The following is a 26,673-nucleotide window of genomic DNA, read 5'->3' as shown; positions in this document are numbered from 1 at the left end:
CCGAACGACACCGCGTGTCATTTCGACATCCCGATGCGCGGCAACAGCCTCTACCTCGACGACGAGCTGATCGTCGACGCCGGTGAGCTCACCGTCCCGGAGATGCGCCCGGCGGCCAAGCGATGACCAGCGCGACGACCAGCGCGACGACCGGCGTCGAGACCCCGGCCGAGGTCCTCGTCGAGACGGTCACGACGGTGAACGGGCGCGAGGTCCGGGCCACAGTGCCCGCCCGGCTGCACGTGGCGGACTTCCTGCGCCAGCACCTCGGCCTGACCGGCACGCACGTCGGCTGCGAGCAGGGCGCCTGCGGGATGTGCACCGTGATCGTCGACGGCGAGGCGGTCAAGTCCTGCCTGATGCTGGCCTGCCAGCTCGACGGCCGGAACGTCCGCACCGTCGAGGACCTCGCGGAGGGGGACGAGCTCAACGCCCTGCAGCAGGCGTTCAAGGAGGAGCACGCGCTGCAGTGCGGCTTCTGCTCCCCGGGGTTCCTCATGACCGCGACCGCGCTCGCCCACCAGGGCTACCGCCCCGGCCGCGAGGAGATCCGCGAGGAGATCGCCGGCGTCCTGTGCCGGTGCACCGGCTACGACACCGTGGTGACCGCCATCGAGCGCTGGTTCGCCGAGCACCCCCAGACCGCCGCGCCCTCCGCCCCCGACGCACTCCCGGCCGACACCGACACCACCGCGACGCAAGGCTGACATGACCATTCTGGAAGACCCGGCGACCGGCGCCCGGCGGGACGAGGCGGGCGCCCGCCGCCGCGTCATCGGCACCTCGCAGCTCCGCAAGGAGGACGACCGCCTGCTCCGCGGCGACGGCCGCTTCACCGACGACGTCGAGCCGGCGCGGGTGCTGTACATGGCCGTGGCCCGGTGCCCCTACCCGCACGCCCGCATCTCGCACCTGGACGCGAGCGCGGCGGCCGCGCTCCCGGGCGTCGAGCACGTCCTGACGCCGGCGGACGTCCGCCGCGACACCGAGCCGCTGACCGTCCTCCGCCCGGTGCCCGGCGCGCCGAAGCTGCCGTACTACGCGCTCGCCCAGGACGTGGCCACGCACGAGGGACAGCCCGTCGTCAGCGTCGTCGCGAGCAGCCGGCACGTCGCCGAGGACGCGCTCGAGCTGCTGGACATCACCTACGAGCCGCTCCCGCACGTCGTCGACGTCCTGGCGGCCCTCGAGCCCGACGCGCCGGTGCTGCACCCCTCGGTGCTGGACTCCAACCTCCTCGCCGCGAACTCCGACGGCAGCGGCGACCCGGACGCCCGGTTCGCCGAGGCCGACGTCGTGGTCGAGGGCCGGTTCCGGATCAACCGGGTGACCGCGCTCCCGATGGAGACCAGGGGGGTGGTCGCGGAGTGGCGTCCCGGCGCCCGTGAGCTCACCGTCCACTGTTCCTCGCAGGTCCCGCACCTGATCCGCAAGCAGCTCGCCGAGACGCTCCGGCTCGGCGAGAGCGAGATCCGGGCCGTGGCGTCGGACGTCGGCGGCGGGTTCGGGCAGAAGCTGGGCGTCTTCCCGGAGGACGTCCTCGCCTGCCTGCACGCCATCGCGCTGCGCCGGCCGGTGAAGTGGTCCGAGGACCGCGCCGAGCACTTCCGCGGGAGCACCCACGCCCGCGAGTCCGTGCACGACTACCGCATCGCGGCGGACTCGACCGGCCGCATCCTCGCGATGACGAACGTCTACGCCACCGACATCGGCGGCTGGAACTCGCCCTTCGGCTCCGCCCAGCTGTCCAGCGTCGTCTTCAACGGCCCCTACAAGATCGACGACGGCTACACCGAGCGCCGGGTCACCCTGACCAACAAGACGCCGGTGGGGGCCTACCGCGGCTACGGCCAGCCGGAGGTGAACTTCGCCTACGAGCGGCTGATGGACCAGCTCGCCCGGCGCCTGGACCTCGACCCCGTGGAGCTGCGGGCGCGCAACATGGTCACGCCGCAGGACATGCCGTGGAGGAACCCCACGGGTGCCGTGTACGACAGCGGCGACTACGAGCGGTGCCTGCGCATGGCGGCCGAGGCCGTGGACTGGGCCGGCCACCGCGCCGCCGGCCGGACCCCGCGGGCGGACGGCCGGCTCGTCGGGATCGGGTTCGCCTCCTTCGTCGAGCGCACCGGCTACGCGAGCTCGCGGTTCCTCGCCCGCCGCGGGTCGGCGTTCGGCGCCCACGAGAGCGTCACGCTGCGCGCCAACCGGTCCGGGGGGATCGACGCCTACACCGGCGTGTCCACGATGGGGCAAAGCAGCGAGACGGCCTTCGCCCAGGTGGTGGCCGACGTCTTCGGCACCGACTACGAGGTCGTCCGGGTGCACGCCGGGGACACCGCGACGTCCCCGCTGAACACGGGCGCCTTCGCCTCCCGCACCATGATCGCCGCCTCGGGGGCGCTGCGGGCGGCGGCCGGGGAGCTCGCCGCCAAGACCCGCCGGATCGCGGCCTGGCAGCTCGACGTCGCCGTCGACGACGTGGAGATCGCCGGGTCCGTCGCCCGGGTCCGGGCCGACCACGCCCGGGCCGTGCCGCTGGCGGCGGTCTACACGACCGCGATCACCGGCCAGGGGATGCCCCCGGAGGAGGAGCCGGGCCTGGAGGCGACCGCGCACTTCGAGCCCTCCGACGCCGCCTACTCGTTCGGCACGGCCGCCGCGCAGGTCAGCGTGGACCCGGAGACCGGGGAGTTCGACGTCGAGCGGTTCGTCATGGTGCACGACGGGGGGACGGTCGTGAACCCCACGATCGTCGAGGGGCAGGTCCGCGGCGGGCTGGCCCAGGGCTTCGGCGCGGCCCTGAGCGAGGAGCTGCGCTACGACGCCGACACCGGCCAGCTCGTCAACGGCTCCATGGTGGACTACTTCGTCCCGACGGCCGCCGACCTCCCGCAGGTGGAGCTGCTGCACACCGAGGTGCCCTCGCCGGTCACGCCGTTCGGCGTCCGCGGCGTCGGCGAGGTGGGGACCATCCCGCCCGGGGCCGCCGTCGCCAACGCGGTGTGCGACGCGCTCGCGGACCACGGCATCGAGCTGACCGCCCTGCCGGTCACGCCCGAGGCGATCTGGAGCGCGCTCGCCGGCCGGTCGGCGGCCCGCGAGCCCGAGCTCACGCCCACCCCGGCCGACCTGCCCGACGGAGGAGTCGAGTACTGATGACCGAGAACCCCGACGGTCCCACCTGCGCCGCGCCCGCTCCCGACGGGCTCTCGCGCGTCGGGCTGATCGTGCCCAGCTCCAACACCACGATGGAGACCGAGCTCCCGGAGCTCTTCCGGCGGCAGAGCGAGGCCACCGGACACCGCTACACCTTCCACTCGGCGCGCGCCGCGATGAAGCAGGTCACCCGCGAGGAGCTCCTCGCCATGGTGGGCCGCGCGGCCGAGTGCGCGACGGCGGTGTCCGACGCCGCCGTCGACGTGATCGCCTACGCCTGCCTGGTCGCGGTGATGGCGCAGGGCCCGGGCGCGCACAAGGAGTCCGAGCAGGTCATCGCGGACGCGGCACGGGCGAACGGGCACCCCGCCGAGGTGGTCAGCAGTGCGGGTGCCCTGGTCCGGACGCTGCGCACCCTCGGCCACACCCGGGTCGCGATCGTCACGCCGTACATGGCGCCGCTGACCCGCATGGTGCGGGAGTACATCGAGGGCGAAGGGATCGAGGTCCTCGACGCCGTGGCCCTCGAGGTGCCGGACAACCTCGCCGTCGGCCGCCTGGACCCCGGACGGCTGCCGGGCATCGCCCGGGGCCTGCGGCAGGAGGGCGCCGACGCGATCGTCCTGTCCGCCTGCGTGCAGATGCCCTCGCTGCCCGCCGTGCAGCGGGTCGAGGACGAACTGGGGCTGCCGGTGGTCACCGCGGCCACGGCGACCGCCTACGAGGTCCTGACCTCCCTCGGCCACACGCCCGCGATCGCCGGCGCCGGCCGGCTCCTCGCGCCGGCCTGAGGCCTCGCTCGGAGACGGTGGCGGGTCGGGGCGGTCAGAGGCTCGTCAGGATCGAGTCGAGCTCGTCGAGGACGGCCTCGCCCTGCCGGTAGTGGGCGACGTAGTAGTTGGGCAACGGGAAGAGCCGGCCCTCCCGCACCGCGCGGAGGGTGCGGAAGGTGGCGGCGTCGAGCATCCGCTGGGTGTTGGCGTCGACCCCGCCGCGGGTGTCGGCGAGGTGCAGCAGGACGTCGCAGTCGTCGATCGTGCCGAGCTGCTCGTAGGACAGCCGGGCCGACGCGCCCGGCCTACCCTCGGCGAACGCCGTCAGCCGCGCACCGACCGCGCCCAGCACCACCCCGCTCCAGGAGTTCGGCAGGTCGACGAGCGCGGTCCCCTCCTGCCCGCCACGGACGAGCCCGAACCGCATCCGGCCCAGCAGGTCGGCGTGCCGGGCGCCGATGTCGCGGGCCTTCTGCTCGTAGTCGGCGCGTAGCTGCTCCGCGGCCTCGCGCCGGTTCACCGCGTCGGCCGTCCGGACGGCGCGGTCCTGCCAGGTCCCCGGTTCCGTGCCCGCCTCGAAGAGCACGGTCGGGGCGATGGACCCCAGGCGTTCGGCGAGCCCGGCCGGGAGGTTGGGCACCTGCGTGCCCAGGATCAGGTCCGGCCGCTGGGCCACGACCGACTCGTAGTTCAGGTCGGTGGTGGTGCCGACCTTGGGGATGGCGTCGTAGGCCTGCTGGTACTCCGGCAGCACGCCGCCGACCGTGGCCTGCGCGGTGCCGACCACGGTGTAGCCGACGTCGAGGAGGGCGTAGGTCGTGTAGAAGTCGGTGGCGACCACCCTCTGCGGGTCGGCGGGCACCTGCACCGGGCCGGACGCGCCCTGGATGCTGCGCATGACCGCCGGCGCCGCCGCCTGCTCGCCCGCGCAGGCCGTGAGCCCGAGCAATGCCGCCCCGCCGGCCGTGCCGGTGAGGAAGTGGCGCCGTCCGAACCGTCGACGGGTGACCGGGACCGCGGCGTGACCGGCGGCCGGTCGGCGGGGAGCGAGCATGACCATGCCGCACATGCAAGCAAGGCTTTCCTAACTCGGCAAGCGCTGGGTGTGCCGCGCCGGCGCCCGGGCGTCGACGTCGCTGGGACGGTTGGCGCCCTTCCCGAGTTCGGCTTTACTGGCGGGGGAAGGCGACGTCCGGGCACCACCCCGACGCAGAAGCGGTTCGACGATGACCAGGTTCTGGAGGATCGCGCGCGGGCGGTGTCGCACGGCCGCCGTCGTGATCGCGCTGCTCCTCGTCGCGGCGGCATGCAGCGGCCCGCCCGGCGGGGACGACGAGCGCGGCGCGCCCGCCGGGTCCTACCGGATCGGGGCGCTGCTCGGGCTCACCGGCGCCCACTCCGCGATCTCGAAGGCCGAGCGCCAGGCCCTGCAGCTCTACACCGAGCGGGTCACGGCCGCGGGCGGGCTCCACGGCCGGCCGCTGGAGCTGGTCGTCGCGGACACCGGCAGCGACCCGCGCCGGGCCGTCGACGAGTACCACGGGCTCGTCCGGGAGGGCGTCGTCGCGGTGGTCGGGCCCGGTTCGAGCCGCGAGGCGGTGGCGCTGCGACCGGTCTCGCGGTCCCTGCGCACGCCGGTGACGGCGATCGCGGCGTCGGACGACGTCATCGCGCCGCCGTCCGAGGCCACGTACATGTTCACGGGCTTCCCGGCGAGCACGGGCTCCCTGCGCGCCCAGCTGACGTACGCGCAGGAGCAGGGGTGGCGGCGGGTGGCCCTCCTGTCGTCCGACGACGACTACGGCCGGGAGGCGGCGGCCGCGCTGCCCGGCATGGTCGCCGAGTTCGGCCTCGAACTGGTCGGGAACCAGGTCTTCCCGCCGGACGCGATCGACATGACGCCGCAGCTGTCGGCTCTGGCCGGCACGGCTCCGGACGTCACGCTGGTGTGGTCGCTCAACCTGTCGACCGCGATCATCTCCCGCAACGCCTTCGTCCTCGGCTACCCCGGTGTGCTCTTCCAGGCGTCCGGGGCCGCGACCGCGCAGTACCTCGGGCTCGGCGGGGACGCCGTCGAGGGCACCCTGCTGCAGGGCTCCAAGGTGCTGGTCAGCGACCAGGTCCCGGCGGACGACCCGCAGGGCCCCGTGCTCGCGGACTTCCTGGCGGCGTGGCGGGCGGCGCACGGCACCCCGCCCTCGCCGTACGCCGCGGGTGGCTGGGACGCCGCCCACCTGACCGTCACGGCCATGCGCACCCTCGACCCGGCGCTCACGGACGTCCAGCAGCTCCGTGAGGCGGTCCGCGACCGGCTGGAACGCACGACCGGGGTCCCGGGGACCCTCGCGGTCTACACCTTCACCCCCGAGCGGCACGGCCCCGAGGGCATCGCCGGCCTCGCGATCATCCGGGTCGACGGCGGACGGTTCCTGCTCGAGCAGGCCTACTGATCAGGTGATGGGCGACCCCCCGGTGACGCCGAGGACCTCGGAGGTCATGTAGCTGGACTCCTGGGAGGCGAGGAACACGTAGAACGGAGCCAGCTCGGCGGGCTGTGCGGCGCGGCCCATCGGCGCCTGCGCGCCGAAGGAGTCCAGCTTCTTCTCGTCCATCGTGGCCGGGATCAGCGGGGTCCAGACCGGTCCGGGGGCCACGGCGTTGGCCCGGATCCCGCGGTCGACGAGGTTGTGCCCCAGACCCTTGACGAAGTTCACGATCGCGGCCTTCGAGGTGGCGTAGTCGAGCAGGTGCGGGGAGGGCTGGAAGGCCTGCACGGACGTCGTGGCGATCACCGAGGAGCCGGGGGTCATGTGCGGGACGGCGGCCTTGGTGAGCCAGAACAGCGCGTAGACGTTCGTCTTCATCACGCGGTCGAACTGCTCGGTGGTGATGTCGTCGATGCCGCCGTCCTGCGACATCTGGTAGGCGGCGTTGCTCACCAGCACGTCGATCCCGCCGAGCTCGTCGACCGCGCGCGCGACCACCTCGCGGCAGGTCTGCTCCTCGCGCAGGTCGGCCGCCACCGTGATCGCCGTCCGGCCCGCCTCCCGGACCCAGCGCGCGGTCTCCTCGGCGTCGTCCTTCTCCTCCTCCAGGTAGGTGATCAGCACGTCGGCGCCCTCGCGGGCGAAGGCGATCGCGACGGCGCGGCCGATCCCGGAGTCGCCCCCGGTGATCACCGCCCGCTTCCCCTCGAGCCGGCCGGTGCCGCGGTAGGTCTCCTCGCCGTGGTCCGGCCGCACGTCCATGTCGGCGGTGCGGCCCGGCCACTCGACGGTCCGGTCGCCGCTGCCCGGCGCGGCGTGCTGCTCGGTCGGGTCCTGCTGGGTGAACTGGTCCTTGCCCATCTCCGCCTCCATCGCGCTCCTCGATCGCCAGGGACGTTCCCCTCCCGGCGGCGGTCAACCGCTCCGGCTCCGCCGACGCCCGCGGCGCCGGTCACGCCGCCGCCGGTCGTGACCCGGCCGTCGGGTCCCGGCCCGGTGTCGAGGTGCGACGCGGGGTACTCGCACGCGTGACCCTCCGACTGGCCTGGGACCGCGGCGGTGCGGGCGAGCCGCTGCTGCTGCTCCACGGAATCGGCAGCACGCACGACGACTTCGTCGCGGTACGCCCGCAGCTGGAGGCCGACCACGCCGTGCTGGCACCCGACCTGCCCGGGCACGGCGGTTCGCCCGCGCTGCGCGGACGCCCCACGGTCGGCGCGATCGCGGACGTGCTCGAGGCGGATCTCGACGCGCTCGGGATCGGCCGCGTCCACGTCCTGGGCAACTCCCTCGGCGCGCGGCTGGCGCTGGAGCTGGCGGGCCGCGGGCGGGCGCTGTCGGTCGTCGCGATCGCCCCGTCCGGGTTGAACGTCCTGCCCGAGCGGCTCTACCAGGGCACCGTCCTGAGCCTCGCCCGGCTGGCGCTGCGCGCCGTCGGGCCGCGGCTCGACGGGATGGCGCGGTCGGTGCTCGGCAGGACCGTGCTGTTCACCGGTCTGCGGGCGGCACCGTGGCGGGCGGGCGAGGCCGAGGCCCGCGCGCTCCGGGCGGGGTTCGCGGAGTCGGCGGACTTCTGGCGGACGCTGTGGTGGGGCGTCCTCGTCGACCTCCCGGCCGGCATGGAGCGCATCGACTGTCCGGTCGTCCTCGCGCAGGGCACCGCGGACGTCATCGCCGGCGGGCAGACGCCCCGCTACCTCTGGCTGATCGCCGGATCCCGCTTCGTCCCCCTGCTCGGCGCGGGCCACGCCCCGCAGTCCGACGTGCCCGGGGCCATCGTGCAGCTGGTCCGCCGGGCCACCACCGCCGCGCGCCGCCGGCGGAGTGCCGGCGCGGACTCCTTCGGCGTCTGACGCCCGTCCGCACCCCGGTGGCGGGACCGTGCAGGGCATGCTGGAGGCATGGGGACGGTCGTGCACGCGCTCGGGTCGGCGATGGTGCTCGCCGCCGGCGTCATGCTGCTGGCGGTGGGGTCGCTCGCGCTCGGCGGGGTGGCGACGGTCGGGGGCGCCTCCTGGCTCGTGTGGTGCCTCCGGCGCGCCTGATCCCGCCCGAGCGGCGGGCGCCGGGACGGTCCACCGTGGCGTCCCGCTGTGAACCGTCCACGAGGCTCACGTCGCGATCGAGTCCAGCTGCTTGCCCGCGTAGTCCATCCGCGCGATCAGCAGCCCGATCAGCTGGATCACCAGCAGGACCGGGATGAGCATGAACGCGGCGGTGAAGGAGCCGGTGACGTTGCGGACCCACAGCGCGGCGTACGGCACGAGCACGCCGAGGAAGCCCGCGACCATCCACGTCAGGCCCATGCCGACCCCGCGCATGCGGGTCGGGTAGAGCTCGGCGGTGTAGGTGAGCACCGTGCCCCAGACGCCGATCAGGCCGAAGTTCGACGCCAGCCCGAACACCCACAGCTGCCAGGACTCGGTGGCGAGGGCCCACGGAATGAGCGTGACGATGAAGATGACGTTGCCGGTCAGCATGGCGCGGAACCGGCTCCACCGGTCGGCGATCCAGCCCATGAGGTAGTAGCCGAAGGCGCCGGCGACGCCCCACCAGATGTACCAGTTGCTGTACTCGGCGGTGGACCAGCCGTGGGTCTCCTTGAGGTAGAACGGAGCCCAGTAGCCCAGCGTGTACCAGGACATTGTCGCCGTCGCGGCGACGAACAGCGCCACGTAGGTCCGCTTGCGCTGGCCCGGCTCGAACAGCTGGCCGACGGACGCGCGGCGGGCCCGTTCGGCCCAGGTCGGCCGGTTCTCCGGTGGTGCGTCCTCGGTCCGCGCCATGACGACGTCCCGGTTGCGCACCCAGGCCGGGGACTCCGGGCAGAGGAAGCGGACGTAGATCGCCAGCAGGCCGATCGCCGCCGGGACGAGAAACGCCCACCGCCACCCGTGCGGCGCGATGATGTAGGTGCCGGTCAGGCCGGCGATGACCACGCCGTAGCCGTAGAGCGAGCGGGCCGCGCTGAGGATCTTGGCGCGGTGCCGGGCGGGCCAGGTCTCCACGGTGAGCAGGGAGCCGATCGCCCACTCGCCGGCGATCGTCACGCGCATCAGAGTGTAGAAGACGATGAAGAACAACCAGTTTCGCGAGACCACGATGGCGACGAGGAACAGGCAGGTCAGCACCACGTTGACGATGAACGCGGTGCGGCGGCCGATCCGGTCGGCCAGCCACGGCCAGAAGTAGGCGGCGAAGGCCGCGAGGACACCGGTCACCGTCACCGCGAGGGTCAGCGCGTTCAGGCTGATCCCGAAGTCCTCGAGCAGGTACGGCACGATCAGCGCGTAGAGGGCGATGACGATCCCGTCGAGCATCCAGCCCAGGCCGAGTGCGGTCGCGATGTGCCAGTGCGTCGAGGTCAGCGTCTCCGAGGCGTCGCCGTCGCTGACGTTGCGGAAGGACCGCGACCGGGCGTGCCGTTGCTCCAGCGGTCCCGGCGGGGCGGCGCCCACGCGGCCGGTGACGCTCACGGGTTCTTCGACGGTCACGGCGTCATCTCCTCGGGATCGCACGGCGTTGTGAGAGCTGAGGTCGGATCAGGCATCGTTGTGAGCCGGAACACTGCGCCCGCCGAAGTTAGGGCGGTCCGTCCGGCACTGTCGCTGTCGGAACCGCCAAGGGTCCCGAGCGGGACTGTGGAGGTTCTGCCGATGCGTCGGCCCGGTGACTGAGCGAACGTTCAGCACGATTGTCGACGTCGACACCGTGGAGGGCCTGCCCATGCCGACCAACGCGATCCGGGACCGATGGGCGGCGGGCGAGGCCGCCGTGGACTGCTGGATCTCCGGTTCCTCGGTGCTGTCCGCGGAGGCCGTCGGCCGGCTCGGCTACGACTCGGTGGTCATCGACATGCAGCACACGATGGCGGAGTACCGCGACGTGGTGACCGCGATCATCGCGCTGTCGGCGAGCCCCACGGTGCCCGTCGTGCGCGTGCCGGGCAACGACCCGATCCTCGTCGGCCGGGTGCTCGACGCGGGGGCGCGCGGGGTCATGTGCCCCATGGTGAACACTCGTGAGGCGGCCGAACGGTTCGTCGCGGCCTGCCGCTACCCGCCGGAGGGCACCCGCTCCTACGGCCCTTACCGGGCCGCGGACGGCGCCCGGTACTTCACCGGAGCCAACGCCGACATCGTGACGTTCGCGCAGATCGAGACGCTCGAGGCCCTCGACAACGTCGACGAGATCGCGGCGACCCCGGGCCTGGACGTCCTGTTCGTCGGGCCGACGGACCTGTCGATCTCCGGCGGCGGGGCGCCGTCGATGTCCTACACCGACCCGCTCGTGGACGAGCGGCACCGGGCGATCGTCGACGCCGCCCACCGGGCCGGCAAGCGCGCCGGGATGCTCGCCCTCGCGCCGGGCGACCCCGAGATCGGGCGCGGCTGGGGGATGGACTTCCTGTCGGTCGCGATGGAGCAGCGGCTGGTCGCGGTGGGGGCGGCCCAGGCGCTGCGGCACGGCCGCTCCGTCGCCGGTCCGGCCCTCGCGCAGGCATGACGGGCCGGTACGTCGTCGGCCGGGTCGCCGACATCCCCGAGGGCGGGCGGGTGCTCGTCGAGGTGGGCGGCCGCCAGGTCGGCGTGTTCAACGTCGGGGGCTCCTTCTACGGGCTGATCAACCGGTGCCCGCACAAGGGGGCCGAGATGTGCAAGGGCAACGTCGTGGCCGGCCTGACGTCGGCGCGGCCGGGGGAGTTCGAGTACGACGAGGGCACGGCCCTGCTCATGTGCCCCTGGCACGGCTGGGAGTTCGACGTCCGCACCGGGCAGTCCTGGTTCGACCCGCGCACCCGGCTGCGGACCTACGACGTCGCCGTCGCCGGCCCGGACGAGGTCGAGGGCATGCCCGTGGCGGACCGGGTGACGGACCGGGTGGCGGGGCCCTACGTGGCCGAGACGGTGGAGGTCGGGGTGGAGGACGGGTACGTCGTGGTCGACCTGCGGAAGGCCCGCAAGGCCCGGGCGACGCGGGAGACGCCGGAGGCGCGGCCGACGGAGCCGGCGGGGAAGGGCGGGGACCGGTGACGACCGCGCTGCTGGCGGGCACCACACGGGACGAGCTGTGGCCGGACCCGGTGATCGACTGCGACGTCCACGCGAACGTCCCCTCGCTCGAGGCGCTCTTCCCGTACCTGTCCCGGCACTGGGTCGCGTGGTGCACCGAGCGGGGCTGGCACGGCCCGGTCGGCGGGGTCAACCTCGCCTACCCGCCGGGTTCGGACCGCTCCTGCCGGCCGGAGTGGCGGCCCGCGGACCGGCCGCCGGCCTCGGAGCTCGGGCTGCTGCAGCAGCACGTGCTCGACCCGTGGCGCGTCGAGCGGGCGATCCTGACCTGCTACTACGCGGTGGACGCGCTCCGGCACCCGGACTGGGCGGCCGCGCTCGCCCGCGCGGTCAACGACTGGCTGGTCGCCGAGTGGCTCGACCGCGACCCCCGGCTGGCCGGCACGCTGGTGGTTCCGGCGCGCGACCCCGCCGCGATGATCGAGGAGATCCACCGGGTCGGCGACCATCCCGGCTTCGTCCAGGTGCTGCTGCCCGTGCGGCACGCCGCGCTGTGGGGTCAACGGCAGTTCCATCCCGTGTTCCAGGCCATGACGGAGCACGGCCTGGTGGCCGGCCTGCACTTCGGCGGCGTCACCACGGACGCGCCGTCGTCGACCGGGTACTCCTCCTACTACGTCGAGGAGTACGCCGCGGAGTGGCAGTCCTTCACCGCACAGGTCACGAGCCTGGTGTCGGAGGGGGTGTTCCAGGTCTGCCCGGAGCTGCGGGTGTCCGTGCTCGAGGGCGGCTTCACCTGGCTGCCGGTGTGGGGCTGGCGGATGGACAAGGAGTGGAAGGGGCTGCGCCGCGAGGTGCCCTGGCTCGACCGGCGGCCGTTGGAGATCATCCGCGAGCACATGCGGTTCTCGGTGGCCCCCGCCGACCTGGGCACCCGCGAGCAGACCGCGACGGTCCTCGAGTGGCTGGGTTCGGACGACATGCTGATGTTCGCCACGGACTACCCGCACGGCTACGACGACGACATCGCCCAGCTCCTCGCGGCCGCGCCGCCCGCCATGCGCCCGCGGCTGATGGCCGACACCGCCCGCGACTGGTACCGCCTCTGAACCGTCCGGAGCCGGTGCCCGGATCGCCCCGAACGGAGGTCGACGGCCGAGTCATGCGGTTGCATCATCGAACGGTGTCCCGCGACGCGGCGGGGCACGGTGCGACGCGTGAGGAGGCGCTTGTCGTGGCCCGTCGGGACGTCGTGACGCGCGACGAGGCGTGGACCGCCCTCATGGAGCGGCTGCAGGAGACCGGGCTGCTCGACGGGCACGGCCCGATGGCCGACCGGATGCTCGCCCGGGTCTTCACACACAGCTCCTACCGACACGTCGACCGGGACGTGCTGCGGGAGAGCTGGCGGCGCAACCTCTCGGTGTCCGTCGGGGGCGTCCGCGCGCGCCGGCACCCCGGACCCGAGGACGACGACGGCCCGCTGCGGGAGGTCGGGGAGGAGCGGGCCCGGCAGGGGGTCGGCGTGGCCGAGATGCTGCAGACGTCCATGCAGCACCAGAAGATCTTCGTGGACCTGGTGCGCGAGCTCGCGCCGCCGTCGCCGTACCGGGACAGCCTGCTGCTGGAGCTGTTCAGCATCAAGCAGGCGTGGTCGGCGTGGAGCATGGTGGCGCTCGCGGCCGGGCACCGCGAGGCCGAGCTGGAGATGCAGCGCCGCGCCCAGGAACACCAGGACGGCTTCGTTCGACGCATCATCTCCGGCTCGATCGCCGCGTCGGAGATCGCGAGCGGCGCGGCGGCGTACGGGCTGGACCGCGAGCGGGAGTACCGCGCCTTCCGCGCCCGGCCGGCGTCGGGCCCGGACTCGTTGCGGACCATGGAGCGCTACCTGCGCGTGGCGGCCACGACCGAGCGCCGCAACGGGATGATGGCGGTGATCGACGGCGACCTGTGCGGGTTCCTCGCCGTGCTCCCCGCCGATCCGCCGCCGACCGCCGTCGGGGTCTCGCCGCCGGTTCCGCTGGAGGGGGTGCCCGCGGTGTTCCGGCTCGCCACGCGCGCGCTGGAGACGGCGCTGGCGCTGGACCGCACCGAGGTGGTGAGCGTGGCGGACCTGGGCCTGCACCCCGCCGTCGTCGCCGACCACGACCTGGGCGAGCTGATGCACGAGCGGTTCGTGAAGCCCTTCGAGCGGTTCGGCGCCTCCGGTGCGGCGATCCTCGAGACGGTCGAGCGCTACCTGCGCAACGGCAGCCGCCTCGAGGCGACCCGCCAGCAGCTCTTCCTGCACACCAACACCGTCCGCTACCGGCTCGCGCGCTTCGAGTCCATCACCGGCTGCTCGCTGCGCGACTACGACGCGCTGGCGCAGGTGTGGTGGGCGCTGGCGTGGGACCGGCTGCACGGCTCCCGCGGGGGAGCGTCGGTCGCCTCGTAGGCGACCCTGGGTTTTGTCGGGTCGCACAACGGCGGCCCGGCGCAGTTCGGCACGACCGCCGTTGTCGGCCCACGGCACGGCGGGGCACGGTTCGACGGGGAGCGGGCACCGCCGCCCGCCCGGAAGGAGCACCGCGGATGAGGATGACCCGGGCGCACAGTGTGGAGGACCTCCGACGGGCCGCGCGGCGTCGGATGCCGCGGGCGGTGTTCGACGTGGTCGACGGCGGCGCGGGCGACGAGCACACCCTGCGCTGGAACCGCGAGGCGTTCGAGCGGATCCCGTTGCGCCCGAGGGCGCTGGTCGACGTCGCGCACGTCGACACCACGACGACGGTGCTCGGGGACCGGGTGTCCATGCCGCTCCTGCTGGCGCCCTGCAGCTTCGCGCGGATGTGCCACAGCGACGCCGAGCCCGCCGTGGCCCGCGCCGCCGGGCGGGCGGGGACGGTCTACGTCGTCCCCGGCGGGTCCGGCGAGCGGCCGGAGGTCGTGATCCGCTCGGCCGGCGGGCCGCTGTGGTACCAGCTCTACCTCAAGCCGGACCGGGCGATGAACGACGAGCTGGTGGACCGGGTCGCCGGCGCGGGCTACCGGACCCTGTGCGTCACGATCGACACCCCGATCAAGCCCTACCGCGAGAAGGACCTGCGCAACGGCGTCACGCTGCCGGTCACCCCCTCGCCCCGGCTCGCGCTGGCCGGGCTGGCGCACCCGCGGTGGAGCCGGGACTTCCTGTTCGGCACCGGCGGCGCGGGCCTGGACCTGTTCGCGGCCAGGCGCGCCTACACGAACTTCACCGACGCGATCATGCACAGCCGGTCCGTGACCGCCGGGGAGATCCGCCGGCTGCGGGACCGCTGGCAGGGCCCGCTGGTGGTCAAGGGGGTGCTGCGCGGCGACGAGGTCGCGGAGATGGCGGACCTCGGCGTCGACGGCGTGGTCGTGTCCAACCACGGCGGCCGCAACCTCGACGGCGCCCCCGCCACCGTCGACGTGCTCGCCGAGGTCGTCGACGCCGCGGCCGGGCGGCTCGACGTCCTGCTCGACGGCGGCGTCCGGCGGGGGACGGACGTGGTCCGCGCGCTCGCCCTCGGGGCCAAGGCCGTGCTGGTCGGGCGGCCCTACATGTTCGCGCTGGCCGCCGGCGGCGAGGCCGGCGTCGACCGCGTCCTCGAACTGCTGCACAACGAGATCATCCGGGCGATGTCGCTGGTCGGGGCGACGTCCGTCAAGGAGATCGACCGCTCGCTGGTCGGGCACGCCCGGCCCGCCGACGTCCGGGAGGGGACGACGTGACCGTGAACCCGACACTGGAGGCCCCCGTCGCGGCACCCGCCCGGACCGGCGCGAAGCTCGGGATCATCGACGCGGACGTCCACCCGTCGATGAACCCGGCGATCCCCGGCGTCCTGCGGCACCTGCCGACGCGCTGGCAGGAGTACCTGGTGCACACCGGCCTGCGCGCCGGTGCGCCGGGCGGGGACCGGCCGCGGCACCGGGAGTTCGCCAGCCGCTGGGACGCGGTGCCGCCCGGCGGGGGCGCGCCGGGGATCGACCCGGCGTTCGCCCGGGCGCAGCTGCTCGACGCCTACGACATGAGCGCCGCGGTGCTCAACGACATCGGCGGCTTCCCGCTCAGCGGCGGGATGCGGGTGCCCGCGGAGTTCTGCGCCGCCTTCTGCTCCGCGCTCAACACCTACCGCGAGGAGGTGTGGTTCGCCGACGACCCCCGCTGGTACGGCGCGATCAACCTGCCCTACGAGATTCCGGACCTCGCCGTGGAGGAGATCGTGCGGCGCAAGGAGGGCCCGGACGGGGACCGGTGGGTGCAGGTGATGCTCGCCCCGGACAACGAGCGGGGCATCGGGCACCGCAAGTACTGGCCGGTCCTGGAGGCCTGCGAGCACTACGGCCTGCCGATCGGCTTCCACGTGCTCTCGGGCCGGCGGATCACGCCGTCGGGCCCGGCCAACTTCTACTTCGAGGAGCACTGCGACTTCGCCGGGCTGAACTTCCCGGTGATCGCCAGCCTCGTCTTCGAGGGCACCTTCGACCGGTTCCCGGGGCTCAAGGTCGCGATGGTCGAGCTCGGCTGGTCCTGGGTGGTCCCGCTGGCCTGGCGGATGGACCACGCCTACCGGATGATGCCGCGTGAGGTGGAGCTGCAGCGGCTGCCGTCCGAGTACATCCGCGACCACCTGTGGTTCACCACGCAGCCGATGGAGGAGCCGGAGAACCCGCGCTGGTTCGACGACGTCCTCGCCCTCTTCGAGTCCTCCGGCATGGCGGACAAGCTGATGTTCTCCTCCGACTACCCGCACTGGGACTTCGACGAGCCGGACTCCTTCCCGCTGTCCGTCCGCCGTGACCACGAGCGGTTCGGCCGGATCCTCGGGGGCAACGCGAGCGCGCTCTACGGGCTGCCGTTGCTCCCGGGGACCGGGTACCCCGTCGGCTGGCCACGGCACGGCCACGAGGTCCCGGCCGCAAGGGTCGGGACCTCGTCGCGCGGTCGTCTCACTCGGCGGTGAGCGACCGGTCGCGGGTCTCCGGGAGGCCTGACAGGCACCCGACGGAGATCAGCAGCAGCACCGCCATGCAGAGGCCGAGGGCGATCGGACCCCAGCCGGAGGCGGCGAGCGGGGCGGCGGCCACCAGGATGCCGGCGCCACCGACGACCCCGCCGAGGTTGTAGCTCAGGCCGGCGCCGGTGTAGCGGTGCCGGGTGGAGAACATCTCGGGCAGGTAGGCGCCCAGCGGACCGTAGGCCAGGCCGATGAGGCCGAGCAGGACGACGATCCCGGTGCCGATCGCGAGGGGCGAGCGGGTGTCGATCAGCGGGAAGAGCACCAGCGACCACACGGCCAGGGCGATGCAGCCGGCCAGGACGAACGGGCGGCGCCCGAACCGGTCGGACAGGACGGCGGCGGCGGCGGTGATCGCGACCGTGGCGACCGACCCGATGATGTCGATCACGAGGATGCCCGCCGTGCTCATCCCGAGGCTGCTCGTCGCGTAGCTCGTCAGGTAGACGGAGGCGATCGACATGCTGGCGAACACCCCGGTGGTCAGGCCGGTCGCCAGCAGCATCGTCCGGGGCTGGCGCCGCCACACCTCGAGGAACGGCACGGCGCGCGGGGTGCTCGTGCGGGCGGCCGCGGCGGCGGTGAAGACGGGCGTCTCGGTGGTGCGCAGCCGCACCCACAGCCCGACCCCGATCAGCAGCGCGCTGAGCACGAACGGCACCCGCCAGCCCCAGCTGACGAACGCCTCGCTCGTCTCACCGATCCCCAGGTCGACGGCCAGGAAGGTGGCGGCGGCCAGGGCGAACGCGAGGGTCGCGCCGACCTGCGGGTAGAGGGCGAACCGCCCGCGCCGGCCGTCGGGGGCGTTCTCGGAGGCGAACAGGGCGGCCCCGGCCCACTCCCCGCCCACGGCCAGCCCCTGCACGGCACGCAGGACGACCAGCAGGATCGGGGCGGCGACGCCGATCGTCGCGGCGCCGGGCAACAGTCCGACCGCGACGGTGCACAAACCCATCATCATCAGCGTGAGGATCAGTGTGCGCTTGCGGCCGAGGCGGTCGCCGATGTGACCGAACAGGACGGACCCGACGGGCCGGAACACGAACACGACGGCGAAGGTCCCGAACGCCGCGAGCGCGCCGACGACGGCGCCCGCGCCCGGGAAGAAGACTTTGCCGAACACGAGCGCGGCGGCCGTGCCGTAGATGAAGTAGTCGTAGTACTCGATCGTGGTGCCCGCCATGCTGGCCAGGTTGATCCGGCGGACGGCGGCCCGGTCCGGGGTCCCGGTCGGGCCGGCGGGGGAGGGCGGGCTGAGGACTTCGGTGGACATGATCCCTTCTTCCGGTTCGCTGAGGTGGTGTGGCCTCAGCGTCGACCGGAGGAGGGGGCAGCGGGATCGACCGGCCGGCCCGCCCCCCGGGTGACGCCCTGCTCGGGCGATCGGGGGACGGGCGGTCCGTCGAGTGGGGGAGCTCAGCCGAAGGTCGCCTCGCGCCCGGCCGCGGGCCGCGACCCGTTGCCCGCCCGCTTCGCCGCCCATTCGGCCTCGTGCTTGTCGAACATCGCCCGCGCGGCGGCGGTGCGCCTCTCCGTCAGCTCCGCCTGGTGCTGCGTGACCCAGCGGTACGAGTCCTGGCGGGGGGCGTTGGACCGCTCGAAGTGGGGGATGACGTAGCGGGCGTAGAGCTCGTAGGAGCGCTTCGTGTTCTCCCAGGTGGCCCAGTCGTGGGCGTTGAGGAGGACGGCGCCGAACCCGGGCATCCTCTCCTGCAGGCGCTCGATGCGGGCGATGGCGTCGTCCGGCGTGCCGATCACCCCCGCGCCCTGCTCGACGTACCACTCCACCGGGTCGACGCCCTCCGGGAGGAAGAGCCGCGGCATGTTGTTGTTCAGGTAGTCGATCTGCGCCTTCAGGCCGTGCCGGGCCTGGGCCATCGCCTCCTCGCGGGTCTCCGCCAGGTGCATCCCGACCACGAGCCGCAGCCGGTCCGGATCCATGGTCCGGCCGTGCTCGGCGGCCACCTCCTCGGCCACCCGCCAGTTGACGTCGAGCGCGTCGAAGCCCGCGTTCTCCCCGGCTGCGACGCACAGCATCCCGAGGTCGTACTTCCCGGCCAGGCGCCCGCCCGAGGGGGTCACGGCGCTCGCCACGCACACCTCGGGGTGCGGATGGGAGTAGGGCGGCAGGTGCAGCCGCGCCTCGACGAGCTCGTACCACTCGGTCCTCTCGGTGACGACCTCGCCGCGGAACAGGCGGAGGATCACGTCCAGCGCCTCGGCCATCCGGTCGCGCTGCACGGACGGGTCGATGCCGAGCATCAGGGCGTCCGAGGCGAGCAGGCCGGGACCGGCGCCGAACATCACCCGGCCGCGGGTCATGTGGTCCAGCTGCACGATCCGCTCGGCCACCATGAACGGGTTGTGGTACGGCAGCGACACGACCCCCGTGCCGAACCGCAGGTGCCGGGTCCGCTCGGCCGCGGCCGCGATGAACAGCTCCGGCGAGGCGATGGTCTCCATCCCCGCGGAGTGGTGCTCGCCGATCCAGGCCTCGTGGAAGCCCAGGTCGTCGAGCAGGTCCATCAGCTGCAGGTCCTGCCGGAGCAGCAGCGTCGGGTTCTCGTCGGTCTGGTGGAACGGCGCCATGAACACGCCGTGGCGGAGCCTGACCGCCATCACCTCACCTCCAGGTCGGTCGGGTCCGGATGCCGCAGGCGCTCCCAGATCTCGGTCCCCTCGAAGGGGCAGTTCGAGGCCGATCGGCCGTGGGCGTTGCGGTAGTAGTTGTCCGCCCGCGGGTCGCTCCAGGTCCGGAGCACCTCCCGCTCGTCGAGCTTGCGGTTGTAGCGGCGGTAGGCCTCGGGCGTGATCGCCACCGAGTGCCGGTCCCCGAGGACCAGGTCGGCGATCCGCTCCAGGGCGAACCGGGTGGTGATCTCGGAGAAGGTGACCACCCCCAGGCTGAAGGGATTGGTGTTGGGGCCGTAGAGCAGGAAGAGGTTGGGGAAGGCGGGCAGCATCGTGCCGACCCAGGCCCGCGCCCCGTCCTCAGCCCAGAGGTCCGCCAGGCGCAGCCCGTCCCGGCCGCGGACCTCCATGGGCCACAGGAAGTCGTTGGCGCGGAAGCCCGTCGCGTAGACCACGACGTCCGCGGGGTGCTCCCGGCCGTCGACCGTCTCGATCCCGTGCTCGGTCAGCCCGGCGATGCCCTCGGTGACGAGGGTGACGTCGGCGCGCAGCAGGGCGTCGTAGATCCCGTAGCCGGCGTCGACCGCGACCGGGCGCGCGGACATCGGCGGGTGCGGCGGCAGCATCTGCTCCAGCAGGTCGGGCCGCGAACCGAGCTTCTGGCGCATGAACTCCAGCCGGCCGTCCCGGATCCGGGCGTTCATCGCGCTCCGGCTCAGCGGGTCCGTCCACTCCGGATCCACGTCGAAGGCCCGGCTCTGCACGTGCGGGCCGGTCAGCCAGCTGGTGCGGAAGCGCAGGAAGTTCGCGTACCAGGGGAGGTTGCGGTCCAGCCACGCGACCTGGTCGGGATAGCGGCTGCGGTACCCGGGACGGTCGAACACCCACTGCGGCGTCCGCTGGTAGAGCTCCACGTGCCCCGCGAGGTCGGCCAGCTCCGGCACCATCTGGTAGCTGGTGCAGCCCGACCCGATGACGGCCACACGCTTCCCGGTGAGGTCCAGGTCGGCGGGCCAGCGGGCGGTGTGGAACGCGGGACCGCGGAACCGGTCCGCTCCGGGGATCTCCGGGACGTTGGGTCGCGACAGGAACCCGACGGCGCTGATGACCGCGCGCGGCCGCAGCGTCCGCTCGCCCTCGGGGTCCCGGACCCGCACGACCCAGCACGCGCCCTGCTCGTCCCACTCCGCGGAGAGGACCTCGGTGTCGAACGAGATGTCCCGGCGCAGGTCGAAGGTGTCCGCGACCCAGTTGAAGTACTTCTCGTTCTCCGCCTGCTCGCAGAAGGGCCCCGCGTACTCGTAGCCCAGCCCGTACAGGTGGGTGTAGGCCCGGCTCGGGGTGTCCACCCGCGCCCCGGGGTAGCGGTTCTCGTGCCAGGTGCCGCCCACGCCCGGGTTCTTCTCGACCACCGTGAACGGGATGCCGGCGCGCTTGAGCTGCACGGCGGCGTTGAGCCCGCCGAGCCCGGCCCCGATGACCAGCACGGAGAAGTCGGCGAGCCGCTCCGGCGGCGGGTCCTCGGGCCAGCGCAGCGACCGGGCCCAGGGGTCGAGGGCGAGCTCCTCGAGCCACAGCTCCAGCTCGGACTCCGGGACCTCCTGGCCGGCGGCGAGCCCCAGGCTGCCGCGCAACCGCTCGGGCGGCCCGATCGGCAGCTCGCCCGCCCCGGCGTCCCGGTAGGCGCGCAGGAAGGCCGCCGCCTTGGCCCGCAGCAGGCCCGCGTCCCGGCGGTCCGCTAGGCCCATGGCTTCGGCGACGCCGGCGTGGAACGGCGCGACCGGGACCGCCGCCACCTCCTCGTCCCCGGTCAGCTGGTAGAGCCACCCCCGCAGCACCATGGGGTCGGCGTGTGCGAGCGCGTCGTCGATCGTGTCGTCCGTGGCCGTGCGAAGTTCGGTGCGGATCGTCGTCGATCCCTGCATCCGGTCGCCCCCTTCCGCGGCATGCCGTCGGGATGCCATGGTAGCTGAACGATCGTTTAGGTGAACGGTTTTCCGCCCGGCCCGGACGAGACCCGTTCCGCCCCGCGCGCCGACCGAGGTCGGCCACGAAGGAGGTCGGTCATGAGGATCCACGACGTGGTGGCGTTCACGGCCGCCCGCACCCCGCAGGCCGTCGCCCTGCACTTCGAGGGGGACGCCTGGACCTACGCGCGGCTCGACGACCGCGCCCGCAGGCTCGCCCGGGGGCTGCGGGGGATCGCGGAACCCGGCGACCGGATCGCGATGCTCACCGAGAACACCCCCGACTACGTCGTCGCCTACTACGGGGTGCCGCTCGCCGGGATGGCGCTGGTGTTCGTGAACTACCGGCTCACCACCCGGGAGGTCACGGACAACCTGGCCGACTCCGCCCCGACGGTGCTGATCACCGAGCGGAAGTTCCTGGGGACGGCCCGGGCCGCGGCCGCCGCCGTGCCGTCCGTCCGCACGCTGGTGTGCGTCGACGACCCGGGGCCGGAGGGGGCGGAGGGGCCCCTGCCGCTGCCCTTCGCCGCGCTCGTCGCCGAGCCGCCGGTCCCGCTGCCGGAGCCCGACGAGGACGCCCCGGCCTGGCTGATCTACACCTCCGGGACCACCGGCCGCGCGAAGGGCGCGGTGCTGACCCACCGCAACGTCACCGCGGCCGTGCTCAACGCGGTCGCCAGCTGGGAGTCGGACGACGAACCCGAGGTCTCGCTGATGCCCTGGCCGCTGTGCCACATCGCCGGCTACGGCGTGCTGGTCTCGCACCTGCGCGGCGAGGCCGTCGCGGTGCTGCGCCGCTACGACCCGGTCGTGTTCCTGGAGACCCTGCAGGAGCTCCGCGCGACGAGCACGACCATGGCCCCGACGATGCTGGCGATGCTGCTGCGGCACCCGGACTTCCCGCGCTACGACACCACGTCGATCACCAGGATCGGCTACGGCTCGGCCCCGATGCCCGCCCAGGTGCTGCGCGAGGGGATGGCCGCCTTCCCCCGCGCCCGGTTCCAGACCGGCTTCGGGATGACCGAGCTGGCCGGCAACGTGCTCGTGCACAGCTCGGCCGACCACCTCCGCGCCGCCGACGACCGGCCGGACCTGCTCACCTCGGTCGGCCGGCCGATGCTGCTGTCCGCGGTCCGGGTCGTGGACGACAAGGGCGACGACACCGCCCCCGACGAGGTCGGGGAGCTCGTGATCCGCGGCGACCAGGTGTGCGCCGGGTACTGGCAGCGGCCCGACGCGACAGCCGAGGCCTTCCGCGACGGCTGGTTCCACAGCGGCGACCTCGCCAAGCGGGACGCCGAGGGCTACTTCTCCATCGTCGACCGGAAGAAGGACATGATCCTGACGGGCGGCGAGAACGTCTACTCGCGGGAGGTGGAGGAGGTCCTGCACCAGCACCCGGACGTCGCGGCCGCGGCGGTCGTCGGGCAGCCGGACGAGGTGTGGGGCGAGGTGGTCGTCGCCGTGATCGAGCCCCGTGACGGGCGCACGCCCACCACCGAGGACATCCGCGAGTTCTGCGGCGGGCGGCTCGCGGGGTACAAGCGGCCGCGCCGCGTGCTGGTCGTGCCGGAGCTGCCGCGCAACACGGTGGGCAAGGTGCTCAAGCGCGAGCTGCGCGCGCAGGTGACCGCGGCCACGAGCGCGGGGGCGGACGACACGGCGGACGACACGGCGGACGACACGGCGGACGACACGGCGGACGACACGGCGGACGACACGGCGGACGACACGGCGGAGGACACGGCGCCCCGGGCGACGGGCTGACCGCCGTCACCCTGTGGTCGTCCGTCGCGCAGCGGGTAGGCCTCCGGGCATGTGCCCCGCCCGCCCGAGCTCGATCCTGCTGTGGGACGCCGACGAGCTGCGCGACCCGCCCGCCACCCCCTGCTGCCTGCGCTCCACGCGGATCGGCGAGCGGGCCGTCGTCTACCGGACGGGGCCGGGCGGGGGCGTGGCGGCGCTCGTCGACTTCACCTCCGACGCCGAGCCCCGTCCGGACGGCGGCTGGCACGCCACCGCGGTGGTGCGGCCGATCCGTCGGCCGCTCCCGCGCGCGGAGCTGCTCGCCGACGACCTCCTCGCCCCGGTGTTCCGCCACCTCCGCAGCCGCAGGCGGCTGCCGGAGGCGGCGGCGGAGCGGCTCGGGGCGCTCGTGGACCCGGGGGAGATCGCGTAGCCCGCGAGCTCACACGGGGACGCGGACCCCGCGGGCCTCGAGCCGGGGCAGCACCTCCTGGGCGAACCAGCCGAGCTCCTCGGCGTAGTCGAGGAACGCGAGCGTCATCCCGGCGAAGCCGGCCTCGTGGAAGCGGGTGATCTCGTCGGCGACCTCGTCCGGCGTGCCGATCAGCGGGCAGCTGCCGTGTCCGGCCGCGAAGCGGGAGCGGAAGGTCTGCAGCATCTCCGGGGTGAACGACCTGGCGTGCAGGCCCTGCAGGCGCATGAGGTTGTCGACGGCGGCCCAGTCCGCGTTCTCCTCGGCGTAGTACCGCAGGAACTCCTCGGCCTCGCGCCGGGTGGGCCGGCACACCACGTGGCCGAGGGTGAAGACCCCGACGCGGCGGTCGTAGGACCGGCGGGCCGTCTCCTGCACGGTCCGGACGACCTCGGCGCCGTCCGCGGGGCCGCCGACGATGGTGAAGGCGAAGTCCGCGTTGCGCGCGGCGAACCGGCGCCCCTGGTCCGAGGAGCCCGCGTTGAGCACGGGCAGCGGCCCGTCGACGGGCTTGGGCATGCCCTCGACGCCCTCGAGGGTGAAGAACCGGCCGGCGTGGTCGAAGCGGCCCTCCTCGGCCCAGATCCGCCGGATCACCTCCCACCACTCCTGCGCCAGCGCGTAGCGGTCGTCGTGGTCCTGCGGCAGGGCGACGCCCATCGCCCGGTACTCCGGCTCGTTCCACCCGGCGACGATGTTGATCCCGGCGCGCCCCTCGCCGATCCGGTCGAGCGTGGCCAGCTGCTTGGCGACGACCACCGGGTGGTTGAAGGCCGTGTGGATCGTCGAGAACACCGTGATCCGGCGCGTCTCCGCCAGTTGGGCGGCGGCCAGCGTGACGGGGTCCAGCACCGACTCGTGGAAGTTGGTGTCCCCGCCGTAGCCGATCCAGCGCGCGATGGGCAGCAGGAAGTCGATGCCCACCTCGTCGGCCAGCCGGGCCAGCCGCAGGTTGTCCGCCCAGCTGCCGGACCAGCGCTCCGGGACGCGGGTCACCGCGAGTCCGGACGAGCAGTTGGCCGAGAACAGGCCCAGCTTGAACCCCTTGCCGTCGGCGAGCGCCCTCATGTTCGGTTCCCTTCCATCCCCGCAGTCTCGGCAGCGCGGGGGCGCGGGCGCACGCAACGGGCCGTGGCTCAGACCGCCTCGCGGGTGCCGGCGGCCGTGCGGGCCCCGGCGTCCGACCCCTGCTCGGCGAGCTCCCGCGTCAGGGCGCGGCGGATCTTCGGCTGCTGGGACAGGGCGACGGCGAGGACGGTCAGGAGGAACCACATCGCGAGGCTGCTCAGCACGACGAACAGGATCGGGACGATCTCGCCGCCCAGCCGCGCGGCCAGCCCCTGGGCGGCGAGGATGCGCCAGAGCAGCATCAGGTTGACCAGGTAGCCGATCGCGTACGCGACCACGAACGCGATTGCGAACTGCTTGAGGGTGCCGGACTGCCGGCGCCGGCGGATCGGCTCGTCGCGCACGGGCAGCAGCACCGACAGGACGTTGCCGACCCCCAGCCACAGCAGGATGAAGCAGACGACCAGGGCGCACGCCTTGACGAACGCGCCCACCTCCCCGGCCCGCCAGGCGAGCAGGCCGCTGAGCAGGAACCCGACCGGCGCGACGAGTGCGGCGACCGCCAGGTTCTTGACCACGAGCAGGTGCCACAGCCGCGCCCCGCCGTCGAGCGCCGCCCGGACCCGCTCGGCGTCGAAGCACATCGCGTTGATGCACACGGCCCCGCCCATCATCACCGAGATCACCCAGAGCCCCAGGTAGGGCAGCCACTTCTGGTCGCGGTCCCACTCGAAGACCCGGATGAAGCCGAGGTAGAGCAGGCCCAGGGCCAGGCTGACGGCCAGGCTCCTGACGGCGGTGTGCGGCCGGCGCCGCAGGGTGTAGGAGATCTCGCCGCGCACGCCGTGGGCCAGTGCCGGCCCGTGCCGGGCGACGGCGTTGCGTCCCTGCAGGGGCACGTGCCCGTCGACGGCCGCGGCGCCGGGCTCGTCCTCGCCCGCGTCGATGCGGGCGAGCCGGGCGTCGAGGACGGCGAGGTGCGCCTCGAGCAGCGCCAGCCGCGCCACGCCGACCGCGGCCGCCGCGTCCCGCTCGGCGCGGGCGGCGTCGGCGTGGGTGACCGGGGGCGGGTCCGTGTCGGGCGGGCCGGAGGTGCCGGGATCGCCGAGGGCGGCATGAACGTCGAGGGTGGGGGCGTCGAGGAACGCCGCCCGCAGCCCGGCCGGCCGGGGGCCGATGCCGTCCCCGCCCGAGCGTCGCTCGGCGGCGCGCTGCTCGTCGAGGACCCCCAGGACCTTTCGCCTCAGGGCCTCGACGTCCGGCCGGTCCTTCCACTTCGCGGCGAGGGCGGCCCGCTCGGCCGCACCCGCGCGCTCGACGAGCTCGGTCAGGTCGTCCACCGCCGCCATCGCTCACCCCTGCGCGCTCCGGCCACCCCCTCGGGGCGTGCTCGGTGTCGACCGTCGGCGAGTCGGGGGCGGCGGGCACCGCCCGGCATGGGTGAGTCCGGTGGGACAGGCGTTGTCGGCAGGTAGTCTGTCGACAGTCGGAGGGAGACCCGTGTCCGTCGAGCCGTTGCCGAACATCGACCGCAGCACGCTGCGGGAGCGCGTGCTGAAGGCGCTGCGCTCGGCGATCACCTCCGGTGCGTACCGACCGGGGGACCACCTCGGCGAGGTCGAGCTGGCCGGCCGGCTCGGGGTGAGCCGGGGGACCGTGCGGGAGGCGCTGCGGCACCTCCAGCAGGAGGGCCTGGTGACCGCGGGCAACCGCGGGATGCTGCGGGTCAACGTCCTGTCCGCCGAGGAGATCCGGGGGCTGTTCCGGGTGCGGGCGGCGCTGGAGGGGCTGGCGGTCCGGGAGATCGTCGCGCGGCCGGACCGGCCGGCGGCGGTGGCCGCGCTGCGGGCGGCGGTCGAGGACCTGGCCGCGGCGGGGGAGGACTTCGCCGCGAAGGTGGAGGCCGATCTGGGCTTCCACGTGCGGCTCTGCGAGCTGTCGGGCAACCCGATGCTGGTGGAGTCGTGGCGGCACCTCGAGGGCCGGATCCGGGTCACGATCATGAACCGGGACCCCGAGGAGGCCCCGGCGATGATGACGTCGGGTCGGCACGCGCCGATCATCGACGCCGTCGAACGCGGCGACCTCGAGGGGGCGATCGCGGTGGTGGAGGAGCACATGGCCGCCGCCGCGGACCACTTCACGGGCACGTCCGCGCACTGATCCCGGCGACGCACCGCGTCCGGACCCCTGAGGTTTCTCGCCGGTAACCGTTGACAGCGGGCCGTCGGCCCTTCATGGTTCTCCCATCACTGCCGAGTGTTAACAGTCGGACTGTCGGGAATCGGGAGTCCCGCGCTCGGTGTCGACGGATCAGCGGAGATCA

Annotated in this window: 24 protein-coding genes; 16 read left to right on the top strand and 8 right to left on the bottom strand. The window is 73.7% G+C overall.

Annotated elements, in window-relative coordinates; genetic code table 11:
• The 4 genes from ABD990_RS19345 to ABD990_RS19330 all read left to right on the top strand — a co-directional run.
• The coding region (locus tag ABD990_RS19345; RefSeq protein WP_486362908.1) for a 2,5-dihydroxypyridine 5,6-dioxygenase NicX family protein at nucleotides 1-126 on the top strand (126 nt) is incomplete at its 5' end.
• Entirely contained in the window at nucleotides 123-707 is a 585-nt protein-coding gene (locus ABD990_RS19340) for a (2Fe-2S)-binding protein (RefSeq protein ID WP_345381992.1), read from the top strand. The genes ABD990_RS19345 and ABD990_RS19340, both read left to right, overlap by 4 nt.
• Before the next feature lies 1 nt (nucleotide 708).
• Nucleotides 709-3,159 (top strand): xanthine dehydrogenase family protein molybdopterin-binding subunit, encoded by a 2,451-nt coding sequence (locus ABD990_RS19335; RefSeq protein ID WP_345381991.1) that lies wholly within the window; start codon nucleotides 709-711, stop codon nucleotides 3,157-3,159.
• Nucleotides 3,159-3,950 (top strand): maleate cis-trans isomerase family protein, encoded by a 792-nt coding sequence (locus ABD990_RS19330; RefSeq protein WP_345381990.1) that lies wholly within the window; start codon nucleotides 3,159-3,161, stop codon nucleotides 3,948-3,950. The genes ABD990_RS19335 and ABD990_RS19330 overlap by 1 nt, the downstream gene beginning before the upstream one ends.
• Nucleotides 3,951-3,984: 34 nt before the next feature.
• On the opposite strand, the gene ABD990_RS19325 is transcribed toward ABD990_RS19330, so the two are convergent.
• A complete protein-coding gene (locus ABD990_RS19325; protein WP_345381989.1) occupies nucleotides 3,985-5,001 on the bottom strand; it encodes an ABC transporter substrate-binding protein in 1,017 nt (338 codons plus the stop codon).
• 157 nt (nucleotides 5,002-5,158) lie between these two features.
• Between ABD990_RS19325 and ABD990_RS19320 the strand changes: the two genes are divergently transcribed.
• Nucleotides 5,159-6,382 carry an ABC transporter substrate-binding protein gene (locus ABD990_RS19320; protein ID WP_345381988.1) on the top strand — a complete coding sequence of 408 codons (1,224 nt, stop codon included), beginning with the start codon at nucleotides 5,159-5,161 and terminating at the stop codon, nucleotides 6,380-6,382.
• On the opposite strand, the gene ABD990_RS19315 is transcribed toward ABD990_RS19320, so the two are convergent.
• On the bottom strand, nucleotides 6,383-7,291 hold the full coding sequence (locus ABD990_RS19315; RefSeq protein WP_345381987.1) for an SDR family oxidoreductase: 909 nt from the start codon (nucleotides 7,289-7,291) through the stop codon (nucleotides 6,383-6,385). It lies immediately after the preceding gene.
• Between the two features lie 155 nt (nucleotides 7,292-7,446).
• Between ABD990_RS19315 and ABD990_RS19310 the strand changes: the two genes are divergently transcribed.
• Together ABD990_RS19310 and ABD990_RS19305 are read left to right on the top strand one after the other, a co-directional pair.
• Nucleotides 7,447-8,271: an alpha/beta fold hydrolase gene (locus ABD990_RS19310; protein ID WP_345381986.1), complete on the top strand. Its 825-nt coding sequence runs from the start codon at nucleotides 7,447-7,449 to the stop codon at nucleotides 8,269-8,271.
• Between the two features lie 48 nt (nucleotides 8,272-8,319).
• Nucleotides 8,320-8,463 (top strand): hypothetical protein, encoded by a 144-nt coding sequence (locus tag ABD990_RS19305; protein WP_345381985.1) that lies wholly within the window; start codon nucleotides 8,320-8,322, stop codon nucleotides 8,461-8,463.
• A gap of 66 nt (nucleotides 8,464-8,529) precedes the next feature.
• On the opposite strand, the gene ABD990_RS19300 is transcribed toward ABD990_RS19305, so the two are convergent.
• Nucleotides 8,530-9,912 (bottom strand): MFS transporter, encoded by a 1,383-nt coding sequence (locus ABD990_RS19300; RefSeq protein ID WP_345381984.1) that lies wholly within the window; start codon nucleotides 9,910-9,912, stop codon nucleotides 8,530-8,532.
• Between the two features lie 175 nt (nucleotides 9,913-10,087).
• Here ABD990_RS19300 and ABD990_RS19295 point away from each other — a divergent pair, with 175 nt between their 5' ends.
• The 6 genes from ABD990_RS19295 to ABD990_RS19270 all read left to right on the top strand — a co-directional run bounded on the left by ABD990_RS19295 (nucleotide 10,088) and on the right by ABD990_RS19270 (nucleotide 16,403).
• Entirely contained in the window at nucleotides 10,088-10,924 is an 837-nt protein-coding gene (locus ABD990_RS19295; RefSeq protein WP_345381983.1) for an HpcH/HpaI aldolase family protein, read from the top strand.
• Nucleotides 10,921-11,451: a Rieske (2Fe-2S) protein gene (locus ABD990_RS19290; protein WP_345381982.1), complete on the top strand. Its 531-nt coding sequence runs from the start codon at nucleotides 10,921-10,923 to the stop codon at nucleotides 11,449-11,451. Before ABD990_RS19295 ends, ABD990_RS19290 begins: the two co-directional genes overlap by 4 nt.
• Entirely contained in the window at nucleotides 11,448-12,539 is a 1,092-nt protein-coding gene (locus tag ABD990_RS19285) for an amidohydrolase family protein (RefSeq protein WP_345381981.1), read from the top strand. The genes ABD990_RS19290 and ABD990_RS19285 overlap by 4 nt, the downstream gene beginning before the upstream one ends.
• A gap of 74 nt (nucleotides 12,540-12,613) precedes the next feature.
• Nucleotides 12,614-13,870 carry a PucR family transcriptional regulator gene (locus tag ABD990_RS19280; protein WP_345381980.1) on the top strand — a complete coding sequence of 419 codons (1,257 nt, stop codon included), beginning with the start codon at nucleotides 12,614-12,616 and terminating at the stop codon, nucleotides 13,868-13,870.
• A 137-nt stretch (nucleotides 13,871-14,007) separates the two neighbouring features.
• Nucleotides 14,008-15,168, top strand: coding sequence for an alpha-hydroxy acid oxidase (locus ABD990_RS19275; protein ID WP_345381979.1), 1,161 nt, complete (start codon nucleotides 14,008-14,010; stop codon nucleotides 15,166-15,168).
• Nucleotides 15,165-16,403: an amidohydrolase family protein gene (locus ABD990_RS19270; protein WP_345381977.1), complete on the top strand. Its 1,239-nt coding sequence runs from the start codon at nucleotides 15,165-15,167 to the stop codon at nucleotides 16,401-16,403. Before ABD990_RS19275 ends, ABD990_RS19270 begins: the two co-directional genes overlap by 4 nt.
• Here the strand turns inward: ABD990_RS19270 and ABD990_RS19265 are convergent.
• The 3 genes from ABD990_RS19265 to ABD990_RS19255 form a co-directional block, all read right to left on the bottom strand.
• Complete coding sequence (locus tag ABD990_RS19265; protein WP_345381976.1) at nucleotides 16,390-17,730, bottom strand: MFS transporter; 1,341 nt, start codon at nucleotides 17,728-17,730, stop codon at nucleotides 16,390-16,392. The genes ABD990_RS19270 and ABD990_RS19265 overlap by 14 nt on opposite strands.
• A gap of 143 nt (nucleotides 17,731-17,873) precedes the next feature.
• Nucleotides 17,874-19,076 carry an LLM class flavin-dependent oxidoreductase gene (locus ABD990_RS19260; RefSeq protein WP_345381975.1) on the bottom strand — a complete coding sequence of 401 codons (1,203 nt, stop codon included), beginning with the start codon at nucleotides 19,074-19,076 and terminating at the stop codon, nucleotides 17,874-17,876.
• Entirely contained in the window at nucleotides 19,076-21,013 is a 1,938-nt protein-coding gene (locus tag ABD990_RS19255) for an NAD(P)/FAD-dependent oxidoreductase (protein WP_345381974.1), read from the bottom strand. The genes ABD990_RS19260 and ABD990_RS19255 overlap by 1 nt, the downstream gene beginning before the upstream one ends.
• Before the next feature lie 141 nt (nucleotides 21,014-21,154).
• Here ABD990_RS19255 and ABD990_RS19250 point away from each other — a divergent pair, with 141 nt between their 5' ends.
• A complete protein-coding gene (locus tag ABD990_RS19250) occupies nucleotides 21,155-22,828 on the top strand; it encodes an AMP-binding protein (RefSeq protein ID WP_345381973.1) in 1,674 nt (557 codons plus the stop codon).
• Between the two features lie 49 nt (nucleotides 22,829-22,877).
• Entirely contained in the window at nucleotides 22,878-23,240 is a 363-nt protein-coding gene (locus ABD990_RS19245) for a hypothetical protein (protein WP_345381972.1), read from the top strand.
• 9 nt (nucleotides 23,241-23,249) lie between these two features.
• Here ABD990_RS19245 and ABD990_RS19240 read toward each other — a convergent pair whose 3' ends face one another.
• Entirely contained in the window at nucleotides 23,250-24,347 is a 1,098-nt protein-coding gene (locus ABD990_RS19240) for an LLM class flavin-dependent oxidoreductase (RefSeq protein WP_345381971.1), read from the bottom strand.
• Nucleotides 24,348-24,415: 68 nt separating this feature from the next.
• Nucleotides 24,416-25,696 carry a hypothetical protein gene (locus ABD990_RS19235; protein WP_345381970.1) on the bottom strand — a complete coding sequence of 427 codons (1,281 nt, stop codon included), beginning with the start codon at nucleotides 25,694-25,696 and terminating at the stop codon, nucleotides 24,416-24,418.
• A 151-nt stretch (nucleotides 25,697-25,847) separates the two neighbouring features.
• Between ABD990_RS19235 and ABD990_RS19230 the strand changes: the two genes are divergently transcribed.
• The gene (locus ABD990_RS19230) at nucleotides 25,848-26,510 is read left to right on the top strand and encodes a GntR family transcriptional regulator (protein ID WP_345381969.1); all 663 of its coding nucleotides are present in this window, start codon (nucleotides 25,848-25,850) and stop codon (nucleotides 26,508-26,510) included.
• Nucleotides 26,511-26,673 lie beyond the last annotated feature (163 nt).

Source organism: Pseudonocardia yuanmonensis (genome assembly GCF_039542425.1).
Classification (GTDB): Bacteria; Actinomycetota; Actinomycetes; order Mycobacteriales; family Pseudonocardiaceae; genus Pseudonocardia; species Pseudonocardia yuanmonensis.
This window is presented reverse-complemented; position numbering and strand designations above follow the sequence as displayed.